General features: G+C 73.7%; 16 protein-coding genes. 8 read left to right on the forward strand and 8 right to left on the reverse strand.

Features of this window, described 5'->3' with window-relative positions:
* Positions 1-60 precede the first annotated feature (60 nt).
* Together TR46_RS09115 and TR46_RS09120 are read left to right on the forward strand one after the other, a co-directional pair.
* Positions 61-1,185, forward strand: a complete 1,125-nt coding sequence (locus TR46_RS09115; RefSeq protein WP_084718141.1) for an SAM-dependent methyltransferase — start codon at positions 61-63, stop codon at positions 1,183-1,185.
* Entirely contained in the window at positions 1,160-2,356 is a 1,197-nt protein-coding gene (locus tag TR46_RS09120; RefSeq protein WP_042396474.1) for an NADH-quinone oxidoreductase subunit D, read from the forward strand. The genes TR46_RS09115 and TR46_RS09120 overlap by 26 nt, the downstream gene beginning before the upstream one ends.
* A gap of 41 nt (positions 2,357-2,397) precedes the next feature.
* On the opposite strand, the gene TR46_RS09125 is transcribed toward TR46_RS09120, so the two are convergent.
* Positions 2,398-4,275: a protein kinase domain-containing protein gene (locus TR46_RS09125; RefSeq protein ID WP_042396476.1), complete on the reverse strand. Its 1,878-nt coding sequence runs from the start codon at positions 4,273-4,275 to the stop codon at positions 2,398-2,400.
* Positions 4,276-4,537: 262 nt separating this feature from the next.
* Between TR46_RS09125 and TR46_RS09130 the strand changes: the two genes are divergently transcribed.
* Genes TR46_RS09130 through TR46_RS42165 form a run of 5 tightly spaced genes read left to right on the forward strand, consistent with a single transcriptional unit; the run spans position 4,538 to position 12,895 of the window.
* Positions 4,538-8,734 carry a tetratricopeptide repeat protein gene (locus tag TR46_RS09130; RefSeq protein ID WP_042396478.1) on the forward strand — a complete coding sequence of 1,399 codons (4,197 nt, stop codon included), beginning with the start codon at positions 4,538-4,540 and terminating at the stop codon, positions 8,732-8,734.
* Positions 8,735-8,766: 32 nt separating this feature from the next.
* The gene (locus TR46_RS09135) at positions 8,767-9,195 is read left to right on the forward strand and encodes a J domain-containing protein (RefSeq protein ID WP_042396480.1); all 429 of its coding nucleotides are present in this window, start codon (positions 8,767-8,769) and stop codon (positions 9,193-9,195) included.
* Positions 9,196-9,202: 7 nt separating this feature from the next.
* Positions 9,203-9,895 (forward strand): nucleotide exchange factor GrpE, encoded by a 693-nt coding sequence (gene grpE, locus TR46_RS09140; RefSeq protein WP_042396481.1) that lies wholly within the window; start codon positions 9,203-9,205, stop codon positions 9,893-9,895.
* A gap of 38 nt (positions 9,896-9,933) precedes the next feature.
* Positions 9,934-12,498: an Hsp70 family protein gene (locus TR46_RS37765; protein WP_052432649.1), complete on the forward strand. Its 2,565-nt coding sequence runs from the start codon at positions 9,934-9,936 to the stop codon at positions 12,496-12,498.
* Positions 12,499-12,526: 28 nt separating this feature from the next.
* Positions 12,527-12,895 (forward strand): tetratricopeptide repeat protein, encoded by a 369-nt coding sequence (locus TR46_RS42165; protein WP_042396482.1) that lies wholly within the window; start codon positions 12,527-12,529, stop codon positions 12,893-12,895.
* A gap of 87 nt (positions 12,896-12,982) precedes the next feature.
* Here TR46_RS42165 and TR46_RS09155 read toward each other — a convergent pair whose 3' ends face one another.
* The 7 genes from TR46_RS09155 to TR46_RS09185 all read right to left on the reverse strand — a co-directional run bounded on the left by TR46_RS09155 (position 12,983) and on the right by TR46_RS09185 (position 19,236).
* The gene (locus TR46_RS09155; protein ID WP_236655259.1) at positions 12,983-14,020 is read right to left on the reverse strand and encodes a hypothetical protein; all 1,038 of its coding nucleotides are present in this window, start codon (positions 14,018-14,020) and stop codon (positions 12,983-12,985) included.
* Between the two features lie 111 nt (positions 14,021-14,131).
* On the reverse strand, positions 14,132-14,626 hold the full coding sequence (locus TR46_RS09160) for a DUF3180 domain-containing protein (protein ID WP_042396486.1): 495 nt from the start codon (positions 14,624-14,626) through the stop codon (positions 14,132-14,134).
* Positions 14,627-14,664: 38 nt separating this feature from the next.
* Positions 14,665-15,252 carry a 2-amino-4-hydroxy-6-hydroxymethyldihydropteridine diphosphokinase gene (folK, locus tag TR46_RS09165; protein ID WP_042396488.1) on the reverse strand — a complete coding sequence of 196 codons (588 nt, stop codon included), beginning with the start codon at positions 15,250-15,252 and terminating at the stop codon, positions 14,665-14,667.
* Positions 15,249-15,608: a dihydroneopterin aldolase gene (gene folB / locus TR46_RS09170; RefSeq protein WP_042396599.1), complete on the reverse strand. Its 360-nt coding sequence runs from the start codon at positions 15,606-15,608 to the stop codon at positions 15,249-15,251. Before folB ends, folK begins: the two co-directional genes overlap by 4 nt.
* Positions 15,609-15,903: 295 nt before the next feature.
* Positions 15,904-16,365, reverse strand: coding sequence for a nuclear transport factor 2 family protein (locus TR46_RS09175; RefSeq protein WP_042396489.1), 462 nt, complete (start codon positions 16,363-16,365; stop codon positions 15,904-15,906).
* The gene (gene folP, locus TR46_RS09180; protein ID WP_236655260.1) at positions 16,362-17,240 is read right to left on the reverse strand and encodes a dihydropteroate synthase; all 879 of its coding nucleotides are present in this window, start codon (positions 17,238-17,240) and stop codon (positions 16,362-16,364) included. Before folP ends, TR46_RS09175 begins: the two co-directional genes overlap by 4 nt.
* Before the next feature lie 154 nt (positions 17,241-17,394).
* Positions 17,395-19,236 (reverse strand): phosphatidylglycerol lysyltransferase domain-containing protein, encoded by a 1,842-nt coding sequence (locus tag TR46_RS09185; protein ID WP_052432650.1) that lies wholly within the window; start codon positions 19,234-19,236, stop codon positions 17,395-17,397.
* 223 nt (positions 19,237-19,459) lie between these two features.
* Here TR46_RS09185 and TR46_RS09190 point away from each other — a divergent pair, with 223 nt between their 5' ends.
* Positions 19,460-20,641, forward strand: a complete 1,182-nt coding sequence (locus TR46_RS09190; RefSeq protein WP_042396492.1) for an alpha/beta hydrolase — start codon at positions 19,460-19,462, stop codon at positions 20,639-20,641.
* Positions 20,642-20,703: the final 62 nt, after the last annotated feature.

Consider the following 20,703-nt stretch of genomic DNA (forward strand, 5'->3'; position numbering starts at 1 on the left):
CGGAGAGAGTGTATGCGGATACCGAGACCGAACTCACACGGTCTTCCCAGGGTGGCGCCGATGGAGGAGAGCCGACAGGTGCACGGGCAGGGAGCGGACTGGAGCGGGTGGCGCGCGGCCACCGAACGGGCGCTGTACGGATCGGACGGGTTCTTCACCCGGACGGGATCGGGTCCGGGTGAGCACTTCCGTACCTCGGTCCATGCCTCGCACGGCCCGGCCGGCGGTGCGGAGCTGTTCGCCGGGGCGGTGCTGGGGCTGGTCGACGAGGTCGACGAGGCGTTGGGCCGTCCGACGGAACTGGTGGTGACGGACGTTGGCGCGGGGCGTGCGGAGCTGCTGTGCGCTCTGGGGGTGCGTGCCCGTGCGGAACGCCCCGGGCTGGCGGACCGGCTGGTGCTGCGGGCGGTGGAGCTGGCCCCGCGCCCGGACGGCCTGCCGGAGTGGATCGGCTGGAGCGACCGCATCGGTCCGGCCGCGCACGGGGTGCTGTTCGCCAACGAGTGGCTGGACAACGTGCCGGTGGAGATCGCCGAGGTCGACCCCGAGGGCGTCGCGCGCCTGGTCGAGGTCGAGCGCGGCAGCGGCGAGGAGCGGCTGGGCGCGCCGGTCGCCGGCCCGGAGGCGGCCTGGCTGGCCCGCTGGTGGCCGCTGGACCGCGCGGACCCCGGCGAGCGCGCCGAGATCGGCCTGCCGCGCGACCTCGCCTGGGCGGCGGCCGTCGCCTCGCTGGGACAGGGGCTGGCTGTCGCGGTCGACTACGCCCACGCCGCCGCCGCCCGCCCGCCCTTCGGCACCCTGGCCGCCTACCGCGAGGGCCGCGAGGTGCGCCCGGTGCCGGACGGCAGCTGCGACCTGACCTCCCATGTGGCCCTGGACTCCTGCCTGGCGGCCGCCGCCGGCACCGTCCACAGCCTGTGGACGACCCAGCGCGACGCGCTCGCCCTGCTGGGCGTGCACGGCGCCCGCCCCCCGCTCGCGTTGGCCACCGGCGACCCGGTCGGGTACCTCCGCGCCCTGGCCGGTGCGGGCGAGGCGGCCGAGCTCACCGCCCCGGGCGGGCTCGGCTCGTTCGTCTGGGGCCTGCAGTCGGTCGGCATGCCGCTGCCCGGACGCTGGCTGGATCTGGCACGGCCCGGTAATGGCACACTCTTGCTCCATGACGACAGGCACGCCGACGAGTAGCACGCCGGGCAGCGGCACCCGCGAGACCACGGTCGGGATCGGCGCCGGGGCCGCGACCGAGCTGGGCACCAGCGACATGGTGCTCAACATCGGCCCGCAGCACCCCTCCACCCACGGCGTGCTGAGGATCAAGCTGCGTCTGGACGGCGAGCTGATCACCGCCGCCGAGCCGGTGGTCGGCTATATGCACCGGGGCGCCGAGAAGCTGTTCGAGGCCAGGGACTACCGGCAGATCGTCATGCTGGCCAACCGCCACGACTGGCTCTCGGCCTTCGCCAACGAACTCGGCGTGGTGCTCGGTGTGGAGCGGATGCTCGGCATGGAGGTGCCGGTCCGGGCCACCTGGACCCGCACCCTGCTGGCCGAGCTGAACCGGGTGCTCAACCATCTGATGTTCCTCGGCTCGTACCCGCTGGAGCTGGGCGGGATCACCCCGGTCTTCCACGCCTTCCATGAGCGCGAGCAGCTCCAGGCGGTGATGGAGGAGGCCTCCGGCGGCCGGATGCACTACATGTTCAACCGGGTCGGCGGCCTCAAGGAGGACCTGCCGGCCGGCTGGTACGGACGGGTCCGCGCGGCGGTCGCCTCGGTCCGGAGCCGGATGGACGTCTTCGACGACCTGGTCCTCGGCAATGACATCTTCCGGGCCAGGACCCGCGACGTCGGCGTGCTGGCCGCCGCTCTCGTGCACGCCTACGGGGTGAGCGGGCCGATCGCCAGGGCCTCCGGGGTGGACTTCGACCTGCGCCGGGACGAGCCCTACCTCGCCTACCCCGAACTGGCCGACGTGCTGAAGGTGGTGACCCGCCAGGAGGGGGACTGCCTGGCCCGGTTCGAGTGCCTGCTGGAGCAGGCGCACAACTCGCTGGACCTGGCCGACGCCTGCCTGGACCGGCTGGCCGGGCTGGAGCCCGGGCCGATCAACACCCGGCTCCCCAAGGTGCTGAAGGCCCCCGAGGGCCACACCTACACCTGGACCGAGAACCCGCTCGGGGTGAACGGCTACTACCTGGTCTCCCGGGGCGACAAGACGCCGTGGCGGATGAAGCTGCGCTCGGCCTCCTACAACAACATCCAGGTCCTCGGGGAGCTGCTGCCCGGCACCCTGGTCGCCGACATGGTGGCGATCCTGGGCTCGCTCTTCTTCGTCGTCGGCGATATCGACAAGTAGTCAGAACGGCTTGCCGACAAGGCAACTGAGGGCCGGTCGGTTCAGCACGGTGCCAGCGGGACCGGGCGCCAGCGCTGCGCCTCGTCCTCCTGCCAGCAGAGCACCTCGTCCTCGACCACGGCGGCCAGGCTCAGCCGCCAGTCCGCGCCCTGGAGCAGCGCCACCCGGGTGGCCGGCCGCAACGTCGGCCGCCACCAGGCGTCGCCGGTGGAGCCGAGCAACCGCAGCCTCACCCCGCCGGCGCCGACCACCGCGCAGGTGGGGCCGCCCCGGTGGCCGACCAGGGCGAAGCCCTCGGCCCGGTCGCCGCCGCCCGGCCGGCCCCGCTCGGCGGCCCGCCGCCAGCCGTTCGGACCGTGGTTCCACAGCGCCACCGAACCGTCGGCCAGCACCGCCCCGGCCCGCAGCCCGCCCGGTCCGGCGGCCACCGCCGCCGCCGTCACCGGCTCCGCCAGCAGCTGCTGCAAGGACGGCGGCTCCGCCGACCCGGCGACGTCGTAGGAGGTGCGCTCATAGCGGTGCGGATCGGCCACCGAGCAGTGGAACAGCCGGCCGTGCCGCTCGACCAGCAGCGACCAGCCGCCCTCGGGCTCGGCCGTGGCGGCCAGCACCCGGTCGGCCGGACAGCGGCGCAGCTCGCTGACGGACAGCGCGACCCCGGGGGTCCAGCGGAGCATCTGGACGATGCCGCCGCGCGCCGTCCAGGCCGCCACCTCCCCGAACGGCGTGGTCGCCGCGGCCACGCCGGAGACGCTGTGCAGCGCCTCCGACCAGCCCTGGCCGGTGGTGCCGCACCACAGCACGCCGCGCCGGTCCACCGCGAACACGGCCAGGCCGCCGTCCGCGGCCCGGGCCGCCGCGAGTTCGCGCACCCCGGGCGGTCCCCCGGACGGGGGCAGCGCCGGGGCCGGCGGCGGCGCGCCGTCCGGCTGAAGCCTGGTCCGCTCCTGGTCCGGCGCGACGGCGTGGAACTCCACCCCGCCGGGCCCGCCGGCGACCACCAGCGGGCGTCCCCAGCCGTCCGCCACCAGCTGCAGGCAGCTGATCCGCCGCTCGGCCGGCAGGGCCCGCAGCAGCTCGCAGCCGCGTTCGGCCCAGGGCACCAGCGGTGCCGGACGGCGCTCGGGCACCGCGTCCAGGGCCTCGCAGAGCCAGTCGGCGACGGCGCCGGGCAGTCCGGCCTCGTGCAGCTCGCGGCGGGTCTGCGCCTCCGGCTCGTGCAGGTCGAGCCGGCCGGCGTCGGGCAGCAGCAGGGTCCTGGCCAGCGTGCCCACCGCGAACAGGTCCTTGGCGGCGGTCGGGTAGCCGCCGACCTGCTCCTGCTCGGGCGGGACGTGCCCCGGGGTGAAGACGGCGACCGTCAGCGCGGCGTCCAGCGGGGTCAGAAAGGTCAGATCGATCAGCTTGACCAGGGCGTCGGCGTCCACCAGGACGTTGGCCGCGGAGATGTCGCGGTGCACCCAGCGCTTGCCGTGCAGGTCGTCGACGATCCGGCAGAGCCGCAGCAGCACCTCGGCGGCCTGGGCCGGGCCGCCGGTGGCGGAGCGGGCCCACTGGTCCAGCGGCACCGCGTCCAGCCACGGCGATATCTGATAGGCCACCAGGCCGGTCGAGCGGTGGCCCGGCGGATGCGGCCAGGGGCCGAGCAGGAAGGTGGGGACGACCAGGTCGGCCACGCCGAGCCGGTTGGCGTTGTGGGTGACGTCCTCCCAGCGGCCCAGCCAGCGGTGCACCTCGGAGGGGTCGCGCTCCAGCATGATCTTCGCGGCGACGATCTCCTTGCGGCCGCTGTGGCTGGTCCGCTCGGCGCGCCAGACCTCGGCCTCGCCGCCGCGGTGCCGGAACTCCAGCAGCCGGTACTGCTCCGGGTCGTGGTCCGGGCCGAAGCACTGCCCGGCAACCCAACGCGTCCGCGGCATGCCTCCACGCCCCTGCTGCATCCCGCGCCCCCACCCCACCGCACCGACCGCCACCGACCACAACGTCCAGCCGGACCAGCGTAGACCGTCCGCCCATCGGCGGGTACAAACTGCTGCGTCCCGGCGCGATCTTCCCTACCCTGGGAGAAGTCGGTCGCTTGATTGATCATCAACACACCGGGCAGTGGCACCACGTGACGGAGCAGCAGGGGGAACCTCCGGATATGAGCAGCAGCAGCGAGCACACCGTCCGGAGCGTCAGATGATCGAACTGATAGGCGTGCTCGTCCTGTTGCTGCTCGTCGGCGGCGGCCTCCTGCTGCGCAGCCGGACCCGGATCGACCAGGGCGGCATCGACCGGGCCCTGGCCGCCGCCAAGAAGGCCGCCGACGCCGGGCGTTCGGCGTCGGCCGTGCAGCGCTACGGCAAGCTGGCCGCGCGGCTGGCCAAGTCCGGCCTGGCGCCCGAACTGGCGTCCCAGCGGGGCACGGCCGTGCTGGGGCAGGCCGGGGCGACCACCGACCGGGTGCAGGCGCTGCGGCTCTACCGGGAGGCCTTCGGGCTGCTCGCCGACCCGGTGGCGGCCCTGCCGCCGTGGACCCTGCACGCCCTGGCCGAGCAGCGCACCCACGAGGGCGACCGGCCCGAGGACCTCGACCTGCTGCTGGCCTACCTGAACGCGGTGTACCGGGACCCGGCCGCCGCGGCGCACTCGGCGGCCGAACCGGTGCTGTTGTGGCTGCAGACCCGCTGCGGACCCGGCCCGGCCGGGGAGCGGGACGTCTTCACCGCCCGCGCGCTGGCCGCGCTGCCGCAGGCCGAGTGGCCGGTGCTGGCCCGCTCGGCCGCGCTCTGCGCGCAGGGACGGGCCGGCGATGCCAGGGAACCGCTCACCGCTGTCGCCCGGGCCGGCGGCAGCGCCGAGGTCTGGTTCCGGCTCGGCGCCGTGCTCAGCGGTCTCGGCCAGGACCAGGACGCCGTGGCCGCCTTCGGCCAGTGCCTGGTGCGGCCGCCGGGGACGGCCGGCCCCTGGGGCACCGGTCCCTGGGCCCGCGGCACCCGGCTGCCGTCCGAGGCCCGGCTCTTCCGCGGCCTGGCCGAGCAGCGGCTGGGCCACTGGGAGGCCGCCTCCGACGACCTGCTGACCGCCGTCAGGGTCGGCCCGAACGACCCCAGGACCCACTACGCGCTGGGCTGCCTCGCCCTCAACTCGCCCACCCCCGACCGGGACACCGCCCGCGCCTGCTTCACCGCAGCGCTGGCGGCCGACCCGCGGTACGCCCCGGCCAGGTTCGGACTGGGCCTGCTGCACGAGTGGTCCGACGCACCGGCCCTGGCCGCCGCCGAGTACCGGTCCGGAACGGCGCTGCGGCCGGACTGGCGGCCCGGCCGGATCCGCCTCGGCGCGGCGCTCGGCGCGGCCGGGCAGCACGGCGAGGCCACCCGGGCCCTCGGCGCGGAGGCGGCGCTGCCGCGGGACGCCTGGAGCGACACCGTCGACTTCCACCTCGGCCTGGCCAGGGCCGGGCTCGGCAGCCCGGACGCGGCCCTGGACCACTGGCAGGGACTGCCCGAGGACCGCGGCCAGGTGCTGTCCCACAACCGCGCCATCATCCGCAGCCTGCTGGCAGCACGGGAGTTGACGGAGCGTCGGCCAGGCCGGGCGATGCGGCTGTGGGAGTCCTGCGTCGAGGCCTTCCCCGACACCGCCGGCTACCGGACGTCGCTGGTGGAGGCCGGACTGCGGGAGGCCGGACTGGCCCTGCTCACCGGCCGCGACCGGGCCGAGGCCCTGGACCGGGCCGGCGCCGCGCTGGCCCTGGCCGGCCGCCATGAGCGGGTGGACGGCGGCAGCCCGCGGCTGCGCCGCCTCGGCGGCGCACTGGCGATGCTGCGTGACGACACCGCCACGGCCGCCACCCTGCTGACCGCCGACCGCCCCCGCCTCGCGGCACTCCAACTCGCCGCAGGACAACCCCGCATCGCCCTGGCCCTGCTGCGCAGCACCGGATCCGCCGGCCCAGCGGGTGACAGGACCGACGGCTCGGCTGCGGACGGATGGGCGGAGGAGCCGTCGACGTACCGGCTCCGGGCACTGCTCGCCGCGCGGGCGGGGTCCTGGCAGGCGGCCTTCACCGCACAGGCGCAGGCGCTGGCGGCCCTCGGAGCCCCCGGATCCGACTCCGTCACCCCTGGCACGCCCTGCTCCGGCACCGCGGCCGCCGGCTGCGACAACCCCGCCGTGGCCGGCTGCGGACAGTGCGGCCGGCCCGCCTGCGCCGAGCACCTGCACCGGTCCCGACCGGCAGCGGAACCGGGCGGGGCGGAGCCGGGGCAGGCAGCGGAACCGGGTCAGGCGGCGGAGCCCCGGCAGGCGGACGCCACCATGGTCCTGGGCGCCGCTCCCGCGCCTTCCGCGCCCATCACGCCTCCCATGCCGGACGTCGCCGAGCCCCTGCCCACCCGCTGTCACACCTGCCTCACCGCGGACCTGGCCGCGCTGCTCGCCCATGCCATCCGCACCGGTCGGCCCGAGCAGGCCGTCCCCCTGCTGACCGCGTGGGCCTCAGCTCTGCCCGGCGCCGGCCGCAACGCCCTGGTCCGGATCCTGCTGCACAGCGGCGACCTGGACGCCGCCCTCGCCGCGGCCGACGGGGCCGACCCGGCCACCCTGCGGCTGCTGCACCTGCGCCGGGCCGCCGCCGCGGCGGCCGACGGCGACTTCGAGCAGACCCTGTCCGCCCTGCGCGAGGTCCAGGAAGTCGCCCCCGGTGACCCGGTCGCCGCCGCGGCGCTGCCGCTGCTGGCCGAGCACGAGGCGCTGGCGCACAGCCGGGCCGGACGGCACGCCGAGGCCTGGGACCGCTTCCAGGAGCTCTGGCGGCACCGCCCGCAGGACCTCCGCACGCTGCACTCGCTGGGCCTGGCCGGCTACCGGCTCGCCTCCGAGCGCGGCGACGCCGCGGACGACGCGGTCTGGGAGTGGACCATGGCCTGCTGGGCCGCCGCGCTGCACCACCCGGGCCTGTGGCCGGGGATCGCCGCCGCCACCGGCCGTCCGGTCCCCGAGGAGCGCGGGCGGACCGTCCGCAACACGCTGATCGAGCGGATCCGGCAGGACCTCCTGACCCGCGACCAGGCCGGCCAGGACAGTCAGGCCGACGCCGCCGAGACAGCGGCGTCCACCGGCTGGGCCGTCCGCTGGGGCCTGGAGTGCCAGGCCGCCGCCACCCTCGCCCGGCACCGCCCCGCCACTGCCACCGCCACCGCCACCGCCATCGGCGAGCCGCTGATCTGCGGTCCGGTGCTGCGCAAGCTCCTCCCCAGAGCCCAGCACGGCGCCGCCCTCGCCCAGGAGTTGGACCAGCTGCTGCTCCCCGGCCACGGCGGCGCCCTCGGCGACGAGCTCCGCCCGCTGTTCGGCCCGCTCGGCGTCCAGTCGTACCTGGTCCAGCAGGGGCGCTACGAGGAGGCCGCCACCGGGCTGCGGGCCATGTCGCCGGAGGAGCGCGGCAGCGAGGGCTCCGCGCTGCTCGCCGCCGCCGTGACCACCGGCGCCGAGCAGCACTACGCGCACCAGCGCTGGGCCGCCGCGCTGGACGGCTTCACCGAGGCGGCCAGGATGGGCGCCAGGCTCACCCCGGCCCAGCGGACCACCGTCGCCGACGCCGGCGTCAAGGAGGCCCAGCGGCTGCTGAGCGAGGACCGCGAGGCGCACCCGGCGGCCGTCGCCGTACTGGAGCAGGCCCTGGAGCTGGCGCCGGGGAACCCGACCGTGGGCGCCAACCTCGGCGCCGGGTACTCGCAGATGGGCCTGCGCGCCAACAACCAGCGCAAGGACTACGCCGAGGCGGTGCGGCTGCTGCGGCTGGCCGTCCGGCACTCCCCGGAGGACCCCACCGCCCGCGAGTTCACCGCCGCCGCGATCACCAACTGGGCCAACCAGCTGCTGAACGCGGAGGACGAGGAGTCGCTGGTACGGGCCCAGGGCCTGCTGGAGGAGGCGATCGAGCTGGAGGACAACAAGGACCGCCGCAATCTGCTCTGCAACGTCCTCTACGCCCGGTCCAAGGCGCTCGGGCTGGCCCGGCGGCAGCTGGACGAGGCCCGGCGGCTGATGCGCGAGTCGGTCCGGCACGACCCCGAGGCCGGCGGCAAGGACCTGGCCCACGAGGGCGACCGCAGGCTGTCGGTGGTGCTGCACAACCGCGGCGTGGAGCTGATGAAGCAGAAGGACACCAAGGCCGGCATCGTCTTCCTGCGGGAGGCGCTGGGGATCCAGGACAACGAGGTGACCCTCCGCCAACTGGGCGACGCCTACGCGGTGCAGGCCTACGCGGCCGCCAACCGCAGCCAGTTCCGGGTCGCCAAGTCGGAGATGGAGCTGGGCCTGCGCTACGACCCGGACAACAAGGACCTGCAGCAGCTCAGAGTCGCCCTGCGGCGACGCGGCTACTGACACGCACCCGCAGTGAGGAGGAGGACCAGCGCATGCCCCTGTCAGGACCGTCGCCCTACGAGATCCTCGGTGTGGACAGCACCGCCGGGAGCGCCGAGCTGAAGGCCGCGCAGGCCAGAGCGATCCGCGAGCGCAAGCACCGCCCCAACGAGGTCGCCCAGGCCGCCGCGCAGCTGCGCAACCCGGAGAAGCGGCTGGAGTGGGACCTGCTGGAGCACCTGCCCCCGCAGACCACCGAGGGGCTGGACGCGGCCTTCGCCCCGGTCGCGGCCGAGCAGCCGCTGCCGGAGCCGGACCCCTTCGCCATGCCCCCGGCCTCGGCGCTGCTGGTGCTGCGCGAGCAGGACCTGCTCGCCGAATGGTCCGAACTGCCGCCCGAGGCCGGGGTCGAGGCGCTGCGGGTGCCGGCCCCCTACCGGGCCGGAACCGCCGTACTGCCCCCCGTCGAGATCCCGGAGTAGCCGCCCCATGACCGACACCGACACCGACACCGATCCGCTGGCGATCACGGAGGACTTCCTGCCCGTGCCGGAGCGGGCGCTCGACGTCGACCTGGCCGACGCCTTCACCAAGCTGCTGTTCCGCAGCTCGGTCTCGCGGCGCCGGCGGGAGGAGGACGCCAGGACCGCCGAGTCGGCCCAGCGCGGCCTGCTGCTGGGGCTGCTGGAGGTGGACGACGTGCTGTACGCGGTCCAGGAGAAGCAGGCCCAGCTGCCGCCGGGGATCCCCCGGCCGGACAACCTGGTCGAGATGGCGGCCGCGGTACAGGCCGTGCTGCGCAAGAAGCTGGCCGTCGCCGAGGTGGCCCCGATGCGGCTGATGAACTACATCGCGCACCCGGCCGTCGCCGACATCGTCGGCCGGGTCCCCAGCGCCGACAAGCCCGACGAGACCGTGGTGTCGGTGGTGCGCAACGGTTTCAACTGGCGCGGGGACGTGCTGCGACGGGCCGAGGTGGAGGTCGCCGTCCCCTGGACCGGCGCCGAACCGCTGCCCGCGCCGACGGAGCCCGCAGCCGCGCCCACCGCCGAGCCCGCATCCGAAACCGCGCCCGCACCGGAACTCGTCCCAGAACGAAAGGCCCCTCCCGCGCCGCGCCCGCGCAAGCAGCCCGCGGCACGCAAGCCCCGCAAGGCCCGTAGCCCCCGCAAGCGCAAGTGACCACCCATCAGCAGACGCCCCGAGGGGGACTCCGCAGCATGATCCGTACGCTCGGCATCGACCTTGGCACGACCAACTCCGTGGTGGCCCAGCTCCGCCGCGGGGAGCCCGAGATCGTCTACAACAAGCAGAACCAGGAGGCCACCCCCTCGGTGGTGGGCCGGGGCAGGCGCGGTGAACTGCTCGTGGGCACCTCGGCGCGCGGCCGGATGGCGACGGACGGCGAGAACGTGATCCGCTCCGCCAAGCGCTTCATGGGCCGCAAGTTCCGCGACCCGCAGGTGCAGGCCGCGCTCGGCGAGCTCGACTACAAGGTCACCGCGGGCATGGACGGCGACGTCAACGTCTGGCTGGACGGCCGCTCGTACACCCCGATCGAGATATCGGCGATCATCCTGCGCAAGCTCAAGGAGGACGCCGAGGGCCGAGCCGGAGCGCCGTTCCAGCGGGCGGTGATCACCGTCCCCGCCTACTTCGGCGAGCGCCAGGTCGCGGCCACCCAGGAGGCCGGACGGCTGGCCGGGTTCCATGTGCTGCGGATCATCAACGAGCCCACCGCGGCCGCGCTCGCCTACGGGATGACCGGCGACCTCGGCGAGGACGGCCGCACCGTGCTGGTCTACGACCTCGGCGGCGGCACCTTCGACATCTCGATCCTGCTGCTGATCCCCGGCTCCTGCCAGGTGCTGGGCATCGAGGGCGACAACCTGCTGGGCGGCGACGACTTCGACAAGGCCATCACCAGCGCCCTGCTGGACGACATCAAGGCCGAGTACGGCGCCGACTACCAGCCGCACCGGCTGGACCGCTCCCGGATCACCGGGTCCGCCGAGGCCACCAAGATCGACCTGTCCAGTCAGCAGGCCACCGACGTCACCCTGGCCGGGATCGGCGACGGCAGCCAGATCTTCGAGGCCGAGTTCGACCGCACCCGCTTCGAGCGGCTGATCGAGGACCGGATCGAGCGCACCATCGAGCTCACCCACAAGGCCATCATGGAGGCCAACCTCACCGTCGCCGACATCGACGAGGTGCTGCTGGTCGGCGGCTCCACGTCGATCCCGCTGGTGATCCGGCGGCTCGGCGAGGTCTTCGGACCCAAGCGGATCAAGCTCGGCGGCAACCCGATGCAGTGCGTGGCCCTGGGCGCCGCGGTGCAGTCGGCGCTGCTGGCCGAGGTCGAGTGCGCCGAGTGCCACCAGTCGGCGGCGCTCAGCGACGAGGTCTGCGGCAACTGCGAGGCCTCGCTGATCGGCGCCGACCGGGTGTCCTGCCCGACCTGCTACGTCCCGGTCCCCACCACCGAGACCGCCTGCCCCAAGTGCCACCAGGCGCTCGACGGCAGCGGAACCGGGGCCGGCCACACCGGCTCCGCCGGGGCGTCCGCCGCACAGCCGGCCCCGGCCGCCCGGCAGGAGCCCCGCAGCTGCCCGCGCTGCGGCACCCCGGCCGCCCCCGGCGACGTCGAATGCGACCTGTGCGGCTCGCCGCTGGCCGGATCGGCCGCGGCCGACGCCCAGTCGGACGGGCCGTCCGGACTGCGCTGCGCCGAGTGCCGGACCGTCAACGAGCCCGGCGCGGAGACCTGTTCCGGCTGCGGGGCCTGGCTCCAGGTGGCCAACCCCTTCGACATCACCCCGAAGAGCCTGGGCATCGAGCTCAACGACGGCAGCTTCGCCGTGATCATCCCCAAGAACTCCAGCTACCCCACCACCGACCCGGTCAGCCGCGACTTCCATGTCGCCGGGTCCGGGCGGCAGCGGCTCGAAGTCGCGGTGTTCGAGGGCGACAAGGAGATCGCCCAGCAGAACGAGCTGATCGGCCACCTCAGCCTGCGGCTCCCCGACGGCTTCTCCGGCCGGGTGCCGGTCACCGTCTCCTTCGGCCTCTCCCAGAACCGCACCATCACCCTCTCGGTCCGCATCCACGGCGGCCCGCAGCGCACCGTCAAACTCGAACGGGTCACCCTGGAGCCGGAACTCAAGGCCCAGTTGGACGAGAAGCGGATGGCCATCGAGGGCTACACCGAACGCTGGGAGGACGAACTCACCGACGCGGAACGGCGGGCGGCCCGCAAGGCCATCGAGGACCTGGACGACGTCGCGGCCGGCCAGACCCGGGGGCGCTCCGCCGAGGAACTGCTGCGGGTGTTCGAGGAGCAGGCCCGGATCCAGAGCCGCGCCCGCGGCACCGACGCCTACCTCGGCGCGGTCCTGGCCTTCTGCGACAAGCTGCTCAGCGACGAGGACCTGGACGCGATCCGGCGCGCCCGCGAGGAACTGAAGTCGGCGCGCGACCGCGCCGACTTCGATGCGATGAAGCGGCTCACGGTCGCCGCGGACCGGCTCACCGACTCGATGGGCCCCAACGTCCTCATGGTGACCTACAGCCATGTGTTCGTCAGTCAGAACCTGCTCTCGCCGGCCCTCTCCCAGCGCCTGCGCAGCGCGCTGCGCGCGATCGACGAGGGCATGGAGGACGCCAACCTGGAGAAGGTCAACCAGGCGCTCTCCGCGTTGGTCGGGCTGCACGCCGAAGCCCTCCGGGAGATGGACGACGCGCCCGCCCCGGACATCCACAGCACCCCGGTGCGCCCCGAGTAGCGAGACACCCCTAACAGTGAGGACGGCCATGTCAGAGATCCGGGTCGCCTGCCCCCAGTGCAGGCTCGAAGCCCAGCCGGACACCCTGCTCTGCCCCGGCTGCCAGGAGGACCTCGCCCCGCTCGCCCATCTCCTGCACAGGGGCCGTATCAGCTACAACACGGGGCTCGCCCACGCGCGCCGTGGAGACCACGGCCAGGCCCGAGCGGCCCTCGAACAGGCCGTCCAACAGGAACCGGGGCTCGCCGCGGCGTGGCTCCTCCTCGGGAAGATAGCCGTCCACCAGGGAGAGTCGGCACGCGCCGCGGAAGCCCTGACCCGGGCGGCAGAGCTGTCCCCCGACGACAAGTCCATCCGAGCCGCACTCACCGCCGTAGCGAACCCGGCAACCACCTGAGGGGCGCGGGGAACTGCGCTGCCAACCACGCACCTCCGTAGAGGGCTGGTCGCGCAGTTCCCCGCGCCCCCATGGTTGCTGTCGGCGTCAGAGGGCCCGGAGGGAGCGGACGTCGATGGGTTCGGTCTCGTCCTCCGCGGTGAGGTCGTGGACGACGTCCTCCGCCGCGCCTGCCGCCACCTCCGCGCCGATGACGTCGGCGAGGTCGCCGAGTTCGGTGGAGATCGCCGTCTCCTGGCGGCTGAAGAAGTTGAAGGTCCCGCTGCTGCCGGCGTCCTGCCGGAGCACGTCGCGCGACTGCCGCGGCAGCACCGCGGTGGCGGGCCGCAGCGGCGGCAGCGCCGCCCGGGCCCAGGCCGGTCCCACCGGCTTCTCCGCCTCCGCGGCCGCCGGCTTCGGCTCGGTGGCCCGCGGCTTCGGTCGGAACGCCGACCGCTCCTGTCCCCGCTCCCGCTGCGGTTCCTGAGCCGCCGTCACGGGCTCGACGACCGGCTCGACGACGGGTTCGACGACCGGCTCCACCACGGTCTCGGCGTCGGGAACCGCCGCCCCCGCGCCCCCGCCGGCCGAGGCGATCCGCTGGGCCCGGTCCACGGCCGCCCTCCGCTCAAGGCCCCGCAGGGCCGCCGCCGCCTTGAGGTAGGCGGTCGCGGTGGGACGGGCACCCCGCAGCGCGGCTTCCTTGCGCTGGGCCTCCTCCGCCTCCCGCAGGGCCTGCTCGGCCGCGATCCGCGCCCGCTCCCGCAGCAGCCGCGCGTTCTCGGCCTCGGACCTGGCGATCTGGCTGCGCTGCGCGAGCAGCCGCCGTTCCAGCCGCTTGACCTGCTCCTCGGCGACCTCCGCGGCGTACTCCAACTCGGCCGCCCGGTCCTCGAAGCGGGCCTCGTCCCGCGCCCTCGCGGCCACCTCCGCCTCCAGATCGGCCTCGCCCGCGTGCTCGCGCAGCCGCAGCAGCACCGCGCCGGCGAAGGCCCCGACGGACGCCGCCACCACCAGGACGCGCAGCATCGCCGGATCGGTCGCGAAGACCGCGGATATGAGTGAGGCGATGGCCAGCACTCCGCAGGCGGTCGGAGGGAGGAGCCTGCTCAGAGGCGATGACTGGCGGTGGCGACCACGTGGCATGGCCAGAAATCTAGCGTGACCGCACTGCCCATGTCAGGCCAGGTCCCAAACAAGGTCTTGACAGGACCCGTCCATGACGTCGGGTGCACCTGCCTTGACCCTGCGTGACGGTCAGGGCCGCTCCGCCGAGCTGTGCACCGGCGTCGGGGCGTCCGGGTCCTCCGGCAGCCGGCAGATGTACTGGATCCACAGCCCGGCCGCCATCACCGCGATCCCGGCCAGCACCGCGAACAGCGCCGTCAGCGCCTGGCCGCGGCGCGCCGAGGCGTCGCTGCTGGTCAGCAGGAACACCCCCATACCGCCGTAGACCCCGGTGACCAGGGCCGAGACCAGCGCGCTGGCCTGGCCCAGGACCACCGCACGGGCCGCCGACAGCGGGTCGACACCCTTGGCGTCGGGTACCCGGTCCCGCTGGGCCTTCAGCCGGGCGCGCAGCGACACCGCCGTGGCGGCCAGCACCACCGCGATGATCGCCAGCACCACCGGCGCCGCCGTGGGGACCCCCGGCAGTGACCCCACCGAGTTCCACAGCTGCGACCCGGCCCAGGACAGCACCCCGGCCACCAGGGTGATCCCGACGAGCACGACAGCGCGTAGCGCCTTCAAGATCTCCCCTTAGGTCAGCACAAGCTCAAATCGAGAGCCTACTCGGGCAGGTGCAGCGCGAGGTCGTCGCGCCGCCGGATCCCGGCCGCGCCGACCGTGCCCAGCAGTTCGGCGACCGGTCCGGCACCGGGGATCTCCGCCGCCGGGTCCACGTCCAGCCAGGGGGCCAGCACGAAGGCCCGCTCATGGGCGCGCGGATGCGGCAGGGTCAGCACGGCCGAGTCCTCGACCACGCCCTCGTAGGCCAGGATGTCGACGTCCAGGGTGCGCGCGCCCCAGCGGACCTCGCGGACCCGGCCGAAGGCGTCCTCGACCGCGTTCGCCCGCTCCAGCAGCGAGTGCGGCGGCAGCGTGGTGCGCAGCACCAGCACCGCGTTGAGGTAGTTCGGCTGGCCCTCGGGACCGCCGACGCCCTCGGTCTCGTAGACCGGGGAGACCGCGCGGATCCGGACGCCGGGGGTGTCCTCCAGCGCGTCCACGGCGCCCTGCAGGGTGTCCAGCCGGTTGCCGAGGTTGGCGCCCAGCGCCACCACGGCGAGGACCGGGTTGTGCAGGGTGAAGTCGGCCTCGTCGACCTGCTGCTCCACCTCGGGGGCGACGGGGCTGGTGGTGGGATCGCTGCTCATCCGCGGCTCCGAACGATGGTGATGGTCACGTCGTCGAACGGCACGGTGATCGGGGCGTCCGGCTTGTGCACGGTCACCTCGACCTCCTGTACCGCATCATGCTTCAGGCACTGGTCGGCGATGCGCTGGGCCAGGGTCTCGATCAGGTCGACGGGCTCGCCCTGGACGATGGCCACGACCTCCTCGGACACGATGCCGTAGTGGGCGGTCCTGCTGAGGTCGTCGCCCGACGCGGCGGGACGGGTGTCCACGCCGAGGACGATGTCGACCACGAAGGTCTGGCCCTGTTCCCGCTCGCGCGGAAACACCCCGTGGCGGCCGCGGGCACGCAGGCCGCGCACCGCCACCCGGTCCAGGCTGTGCTCCCGGTCGGTCAAAGGAATCACTCCCACAGGTCGAGCGCCCCCGTCCGGCGGCCGACCGGCGGCCGGGCAGGCGGGAACGTTGCAGGCGGCACTGCCTGCCCAGCCAAACTGTCTCTGGGCCAAACTACCTCCGCGGTACGACAGCGAAGCCGGTCCGCAGGGCCGTCCGGCCGTGCACGCACCGCTCCGCCGCGAGCCGCCCGCACTGCGCGGCTACCCCGTCGGCATCAGGGCGAACATCCCGGGTACGCGCCCGCATTCCCCGGACTGCGACCGTCCTCGCCGCTCACTCCTCGTCAGCACCGCTGGTCAGCACGGGTGATCCATGGTGCGACCAGAGCCGCCAGCCCTCGGCTGTGCGGCGGAACAGGTTGGTGGCCACCACCCGGCCGCCGACCAGCGGTCCGAGCTCGCCCTCGGTCTCGGCCTCGCCGCCGGAGAGGATGTTCTCGGTGCAGGTGACAAGTGCCACATCGCCGAGGACCTCCACCTCCACGTCGGTGAGGAAGAACTGGATGTACTCGGTGTGCGCCATGATCAGCGCATAGGAGCGCAGCACCGAGGCCCGGCCGCGCAGCACCGGCCAGCCGGGGTGCACGCAGACTGCGCCGCGGACGTCGTCGGCGTCGGCCCCGGACACCCAGACGTCGGTGAGCCCGTCCAGGTCGCCGGCCTCCAGTGCGGCGTAGAGGGCGGCGTTGGCCGCCTCCACGGCCCGCTGGTCGGCGGTCTGCCCCGGGCCGGTCACCTGCCGCCGCCCCGGCCGGCACGGGCGGCGCGGAGCGCGGCCTCGACCCGTACCGCGTCGACCGTCGCGGACACCTCGTGCACCCGCACCGCCCAGGCGCCCTGGGCCGCGGCCAGCGCGGAGACCGCGGCGGTGGCGGCGTCGCGGGCCCTGGCCGGGCGGGGGTCGCCGGTGACCGGGTCGGCCAGCAGGGTGCCCAGGAACCGCTTGCGCGAGGCCGCGACCAGCACCGGGCGGCCCAGTCCGGACCAGGCGTCCAGCCGGGCCAGCAGGGCCCAGTCGTCCTCCCTGGTCTTGGCGAAGCCGAGCCCGGGATCGACGATCACCTGGGCGGGGTCGACCCCGCCCGACACCACAGCGTCCATCTGGCGCTCCACTTCCTCGATGACCTCGCCCACGACATCCCCGTAGGAGGCCAGCTGATCCATGGCCGCGGACTGGCCGCGCCAGTGCATCACCACGAAGGGCACGCCGGTGCGGGCGGCGACGCCCACCATGTCCGGGTCCGCCCGGCCGCCGCTGACGTCGTTGATGATCCGCGCTCCGGCGTCCACGGCCGCCTCGGCGACCGCCGCCCGCATGGTGTCCACGCTCACCAGCGCGCCGCCCTCGGCCAGGCCCCGGACCACCGGCAGCACCCGCCGGAGTTCCTCCTCACGGGTGACCCGCACCGCCCCCGGCCGCGTTGACTCGCCGCCCACGTCGACCAGGTCGGCGCCCTGGCCGACCAGATCCAGGCCGTGGGCGACGGCCCGGCCCGGATCGAGCCAGAGGCCGCCGTCCGAGAAGGAGTCGGGGGTGACGTTGACGATGCCCATCACCCCGCTGCGGTGCCACTCGGGGAGGCCGGGGAGCGGGGACTTGTACGTGCTCATGCGGCCATTGTGGAGCAGGGGGTGCCGAGTGCGGCGCCTGCATGGCTGGTCGCGCAGTTCCCCGCGCCCCTATGGGTCTGCAACTGGCTCAGTTGCAATTGCTAGGGGCGCGGGGAACTGCGCGACAAACCAGGCACACGCCGCGGCCGAAAACCTACGTCCGCACCGGAGCACCCGCGAGCTCAGCCCTGGTCTGCTGCGCAATCACGGCCTTCGGCCTGCGCCGCAGGAACTTCGGCAGCTCCATCACGATGAAGGCCTCGGCCTGCAACGCCGAGAGGCCGATCCTGGGCAGGTCCCGGGCGGTCGGGTAGACCAGGAAGCGGGGCTCCCAGATCGGGCGGAACTTGGCGTTGAACTTGTACAGCGACTCGATCTGGAACCACCGGGACAGGAAGACCAGCAGCCCGCGCCAGGCCCGCAGCACCGGCCCGGCGCCGATCCGCTCGCCGCGCGCCAGCGCCGAGCGGAACATCGCGAAGTTCAGCGAGACCCGGCTGATCCCCAGCTCGCCCGAGGCCTGCAGCGCCTTGACGATCAGCAGCTCGTTCAGCCCCGGGTCGGCGTCCCGGTCCCGGCGCATCAGCTCCAGCGAGATCCCCTCCTTGCCCCAGGGCACGAAGTGCAGCACCGCCCGGATGTCCGAGGCCCCCTCGGCGGCCCCCTCGGGGAGCTTGTGCGCGGTGACCACCACGCAGCCGGTGTCAGCGGGGTCGCCGAAGCGGCCCAGGGCCATCGAGAAGCCCCGCTCGGTCTCGGTGCCGCGCCAGGCGTCCGCGGCGTAGCGGATCTGCTCCAGCTCCCGCTCGCTCAGCTCGTCGACCCGGCGGACCCGGCAGGTGTACCCGGCCCGCTCGATCCGCTTCACCATCTGCCGGACGTTGCGCATGGCCCGGCCCTCCATGGTGAAGTCGTCGACCTCGACGATGGCCTCGTCGCCGATCTCCAGGGCGTCCAGACCGGCTTCGCGGGTCCACACCTCGCCGCCGGTCTCGCTGCAGCCCATCACCGCCGGCACCCAGGCGTGCCGGTGCGCCTCCTCCATGAACAGCTTGATCGCCCCGGGCCACGCCTCGACGTCGCCGATCGGGTCGCCGGAGGCGAGCATCACCCCCGACACCACCCGGTAGGCGATCGCGGCCTTGCCGCTGGGCGAGAAGATCACGCTCTTGTCCCGGCGCAGCGCGAAGTACCCCAGCGAGTCCCTCGCCCCGTGCTTCGCCAGCAGCTCGCGGACCTGGCCCTCCTCCGCGGTGCTGAGCTCGGCGACCGGCTTGGACGGCTTGGTCGCCAGCCACACCGTGCTGACCGCGGTCAGCAGGCCGAGTCCGGCGAGCGAGTAGTAGACCAGGTCGTTGGTGCGGTCCACGGTGTAGTGGATCGGGCCGCCGATTCCGATCAGCCCCCAGACCACCTGCCAGAAGCGGTCGCCGAAGGTTGGGACTCCGACGGTGGTCTTGGCGTGCGAACTGACGATGATCAGACCGAGCCCGAAACTCAGCACGTACATCGCGAAGAAGTTCCCCACCGCCCGCCACCGGCTGCGCGGATCCGAGAGCGCGTAGAACTCGCGGCGGTTCACCAGTACGACGACGAACACCACCACCGTCACCACCGCCGTGGCGGTGTGGTGCCAGCGCAGGGCCTCCAGCAGCGCGCCGACCGGCAGCAGCACCGCCACGGCCTTCCAGGCCCGCTGCTTCCGGCGGCGCAGCGCGTGCGCCAGCATGATCAGCAGGATGCCGACCACCAGCGAGGCGGCGGTGGCGACCGTGGTCACCGTTCCTGGGAGGAAGCTGGCCAGCTCGTGGACCCTGGATCCCTTGAAGTGCGGTGCCACCGCGCCGACGATGTCACCCAGTCCGACCAGCGCCGTTGCGTAGCCGACCACCCCGGGAACCCACGGACGGGACACCTTGGGCAGCTGGATGCCCTTGCGGTTACGGCCCTCTGCGGCCTGCTGCTCGGCCGGGGTGGCGGCCTGGGGATCGCTCATGGTGGTCCAGAGTAGAGGCTCAGGTAAGGACTTCGGTCAGACCCGAGTAGGAGAGCATCAGCCGCAGGCATGAGTTTCCTGCTCGCAGGTAACTTTTCGGCAATACACAGCAACTTCCCAGGCATGCTGGAGCGTCTGGACCTCCGCAGCCGTGCTCCGACCCCCAGGGCGGAGCCGGCGACTCACGGGGCGCCGAACCAGGCCGGGCAACAGGATGTGGAACATGGGACTCACCAGTCGGAAACTGCAGATACTCATCGCGCTGATAGCGGTGATCTGCTTTGTCGCGACGGTCTGGATCTGGCCGCGTCTCAGCGACCGCAATTGGCGCTCACTGCTCGGCCGGGTCGGGCTGCTGGTGGTCGGACAGGTGTTCACCCTCGCCGCGATCGGCCTCGCCGCCAACAACTGGGGCGCTTTCTACAGTTCCTGGAACGACCTCTTCGGCACGGACGCCGGCAACGGCGCCCCGGTGACCATCAACGGCGGGGTGCACCAGAGCTCCTCCACCCTGGACGGCCAGGGGAACGGCGTCCAGGTGCTGAACAGCAAGCCGGTGCCGCTCAAGCTGCACGGCGCGAACGCCTCCGGCGGGACCCTGCAGGAGGTGAACGTCAAGGGCGGCAGCACCGGGTTCACCGAGGACGCCTATGTCTACCTGCCGCCGCAGTACGGCGAGGCCGCCTACGCCCACACCAGATTCCCGGTGATGCTGGTGTTCACCGGCTACCCCGGTTCGCCGAAGAACCTCGTCACCCGGATGCAGTACCCGACGGTCGCCGCCCAGGCGATCCAGGAGAAGCAGATGCAGCCGACGATCCTGGTGCTGATGCGGCCGGCCGTGAACCTGCCCAGGGACACCGAGTGCCAGGACGTCCCCAACGGGCCGCAGGCGGAGACCTTCTTCACCAAGGACCTGCAGCGGGCCGTCACCACCGACTACCGCGCCGAGTCCGGCGGCGCGCACTGGGGCGTCATCGGCGACTCCACCGGCGGCTACTGCGCCCTCAAGCTGAGCATGCGTCACCCCGAGGCGTTCAGCGCCGCGGCCTCGCTCTCCGGCTACTACGCCTCCGCGGTGGACAGCACCACCGGCGACCTGTTCGGCGGCAGCCAGCAGCTCCGCAACGAGAACGACCTGATGTGGCGGATGAAGCACCTGCCGATGCCCCGGGTCTCGCTGCTGGTCGCCAGCAGCCTGAAGGGCGAGGGCGACTACAAGGCCACGGTGGCCTTCGCCGCGGCCGCCAAGCCCCCGCTGGAGGTGTCCACGATGTACCTGGCCGAGGGCGGCCACAACTTCGGCACCTGGAACAAGGAGACACCGCCCGCCCTGCGCTGGCTCTCCAGCAAGATCGGCGGCCCGGTCACCGGCGGCGTGCCCGTGGGCAAGCAGCCGTCCTGACCCGCCAGATCCGCGGCACCCGCTCCCCCGGCTCCACCCCGCCCGCCCTGCCCCGCCCTGCC

Source organism: Streptacidiphilus carbonis, from assembly GCF_000787775.1.
Taxonomy (GTDB): Bacteria; Actinomycetota; Actinomycetes; order Streptomycetales; family Streptomycetaceae; genus Streptacidiphilus; species Streptacidiphilus carbonis.

Bases quoted from the DNA above. Each gene is read 5' to 3' on its own strand.
- folK (WP_042396488.1), bottom strand. From the start codon at position 15,252: ATGAGCAGCGATCCCACCACCAGCCCCGTCGCCCCCGAGGTGGAGCAG.
- TR46_RS42165 (WP_042396482.1), top strand. From the start codon at position 12,527: ATGTCAGAGATCCGGGTCGCCTGCCCCCAGTGCAGGCTCGAAGCCCAG.
- TR46_RS09190 (WP_042396492.1), top strand. From the start codon at position 19,460: ATGGGACTCACCAGTCGGAAACTGCAGATACTCATCGCGCTGATAGCG.
- TR46_RS09115 (WP_084718141.1), top strand. From the start codon at position 61: ATGGAGGAGAGCCGACAGGTGCACGGGCAGGGAGCGGACTGGAGCGGG.
- folP (WP_236655260.1), bottom strand. From the start codon at position 17,240: ATGAGCACGTACAAGTCCCCGCTCCCCGGCCTCCCCGAGTGGCACCGC.
- TR46_RS09125 (WP_042396476.1), bottom strand. From the start codon at position 4,275: ATGCCGCGGACGCGTTGGGTTGCCGGGCAGTGCTTCGGCCCGGACCAC.
- TR46_RS09185 (WP_052432650.1), bottom strand. From the start codon at position 19,236: ATGAGCGATCCCCAGGCCGCCACCCCGGCCGAGCAGCAGGCCGCAGAG.
- TR46_RS09135 (WP_042396480.1), top strand. From the start codon at position 8,767: ATGCCCCTGTCAGGACCGTCGCCCTACGAGATCCTCGGTGTGGACAGC.
- grpE (WP_042396481.1), top strand. From the start codon at position 9,203: ATGACCGACACCGACACCGACACCGATCCGCTGGCGATCACGGAGGAC.
- TR46_RS09155 (WP_236655259.1), bottom strand. From the start codon at position 14,020: ATGCCACGTGGTCGCCACCGCCAGTCATCGCCTCTGAGCAGGCTCCTC.
- TR46_RS09120 (WP_042396474.1), top strand. From the start codon at position 1,160: ATGACGACAGGCACGCCGACGAGTAGCACGCCGGGCAGCGGCACCCGC.
- TR46_RS37765 (WP_052432649.1), top strand. From the start codon at position 9,934: ATGATCCGTACGCTCGGCATCGACCTTGGCACGACCAACTCCGTGGTG.
- TR46_RS09130 (WP_042396478.1), top strand. From the start codon at position 4,538: ATGATCGAACTGATAGGCGTGCTCGTCCTGTTGCTGCTCGTCGGCGGC.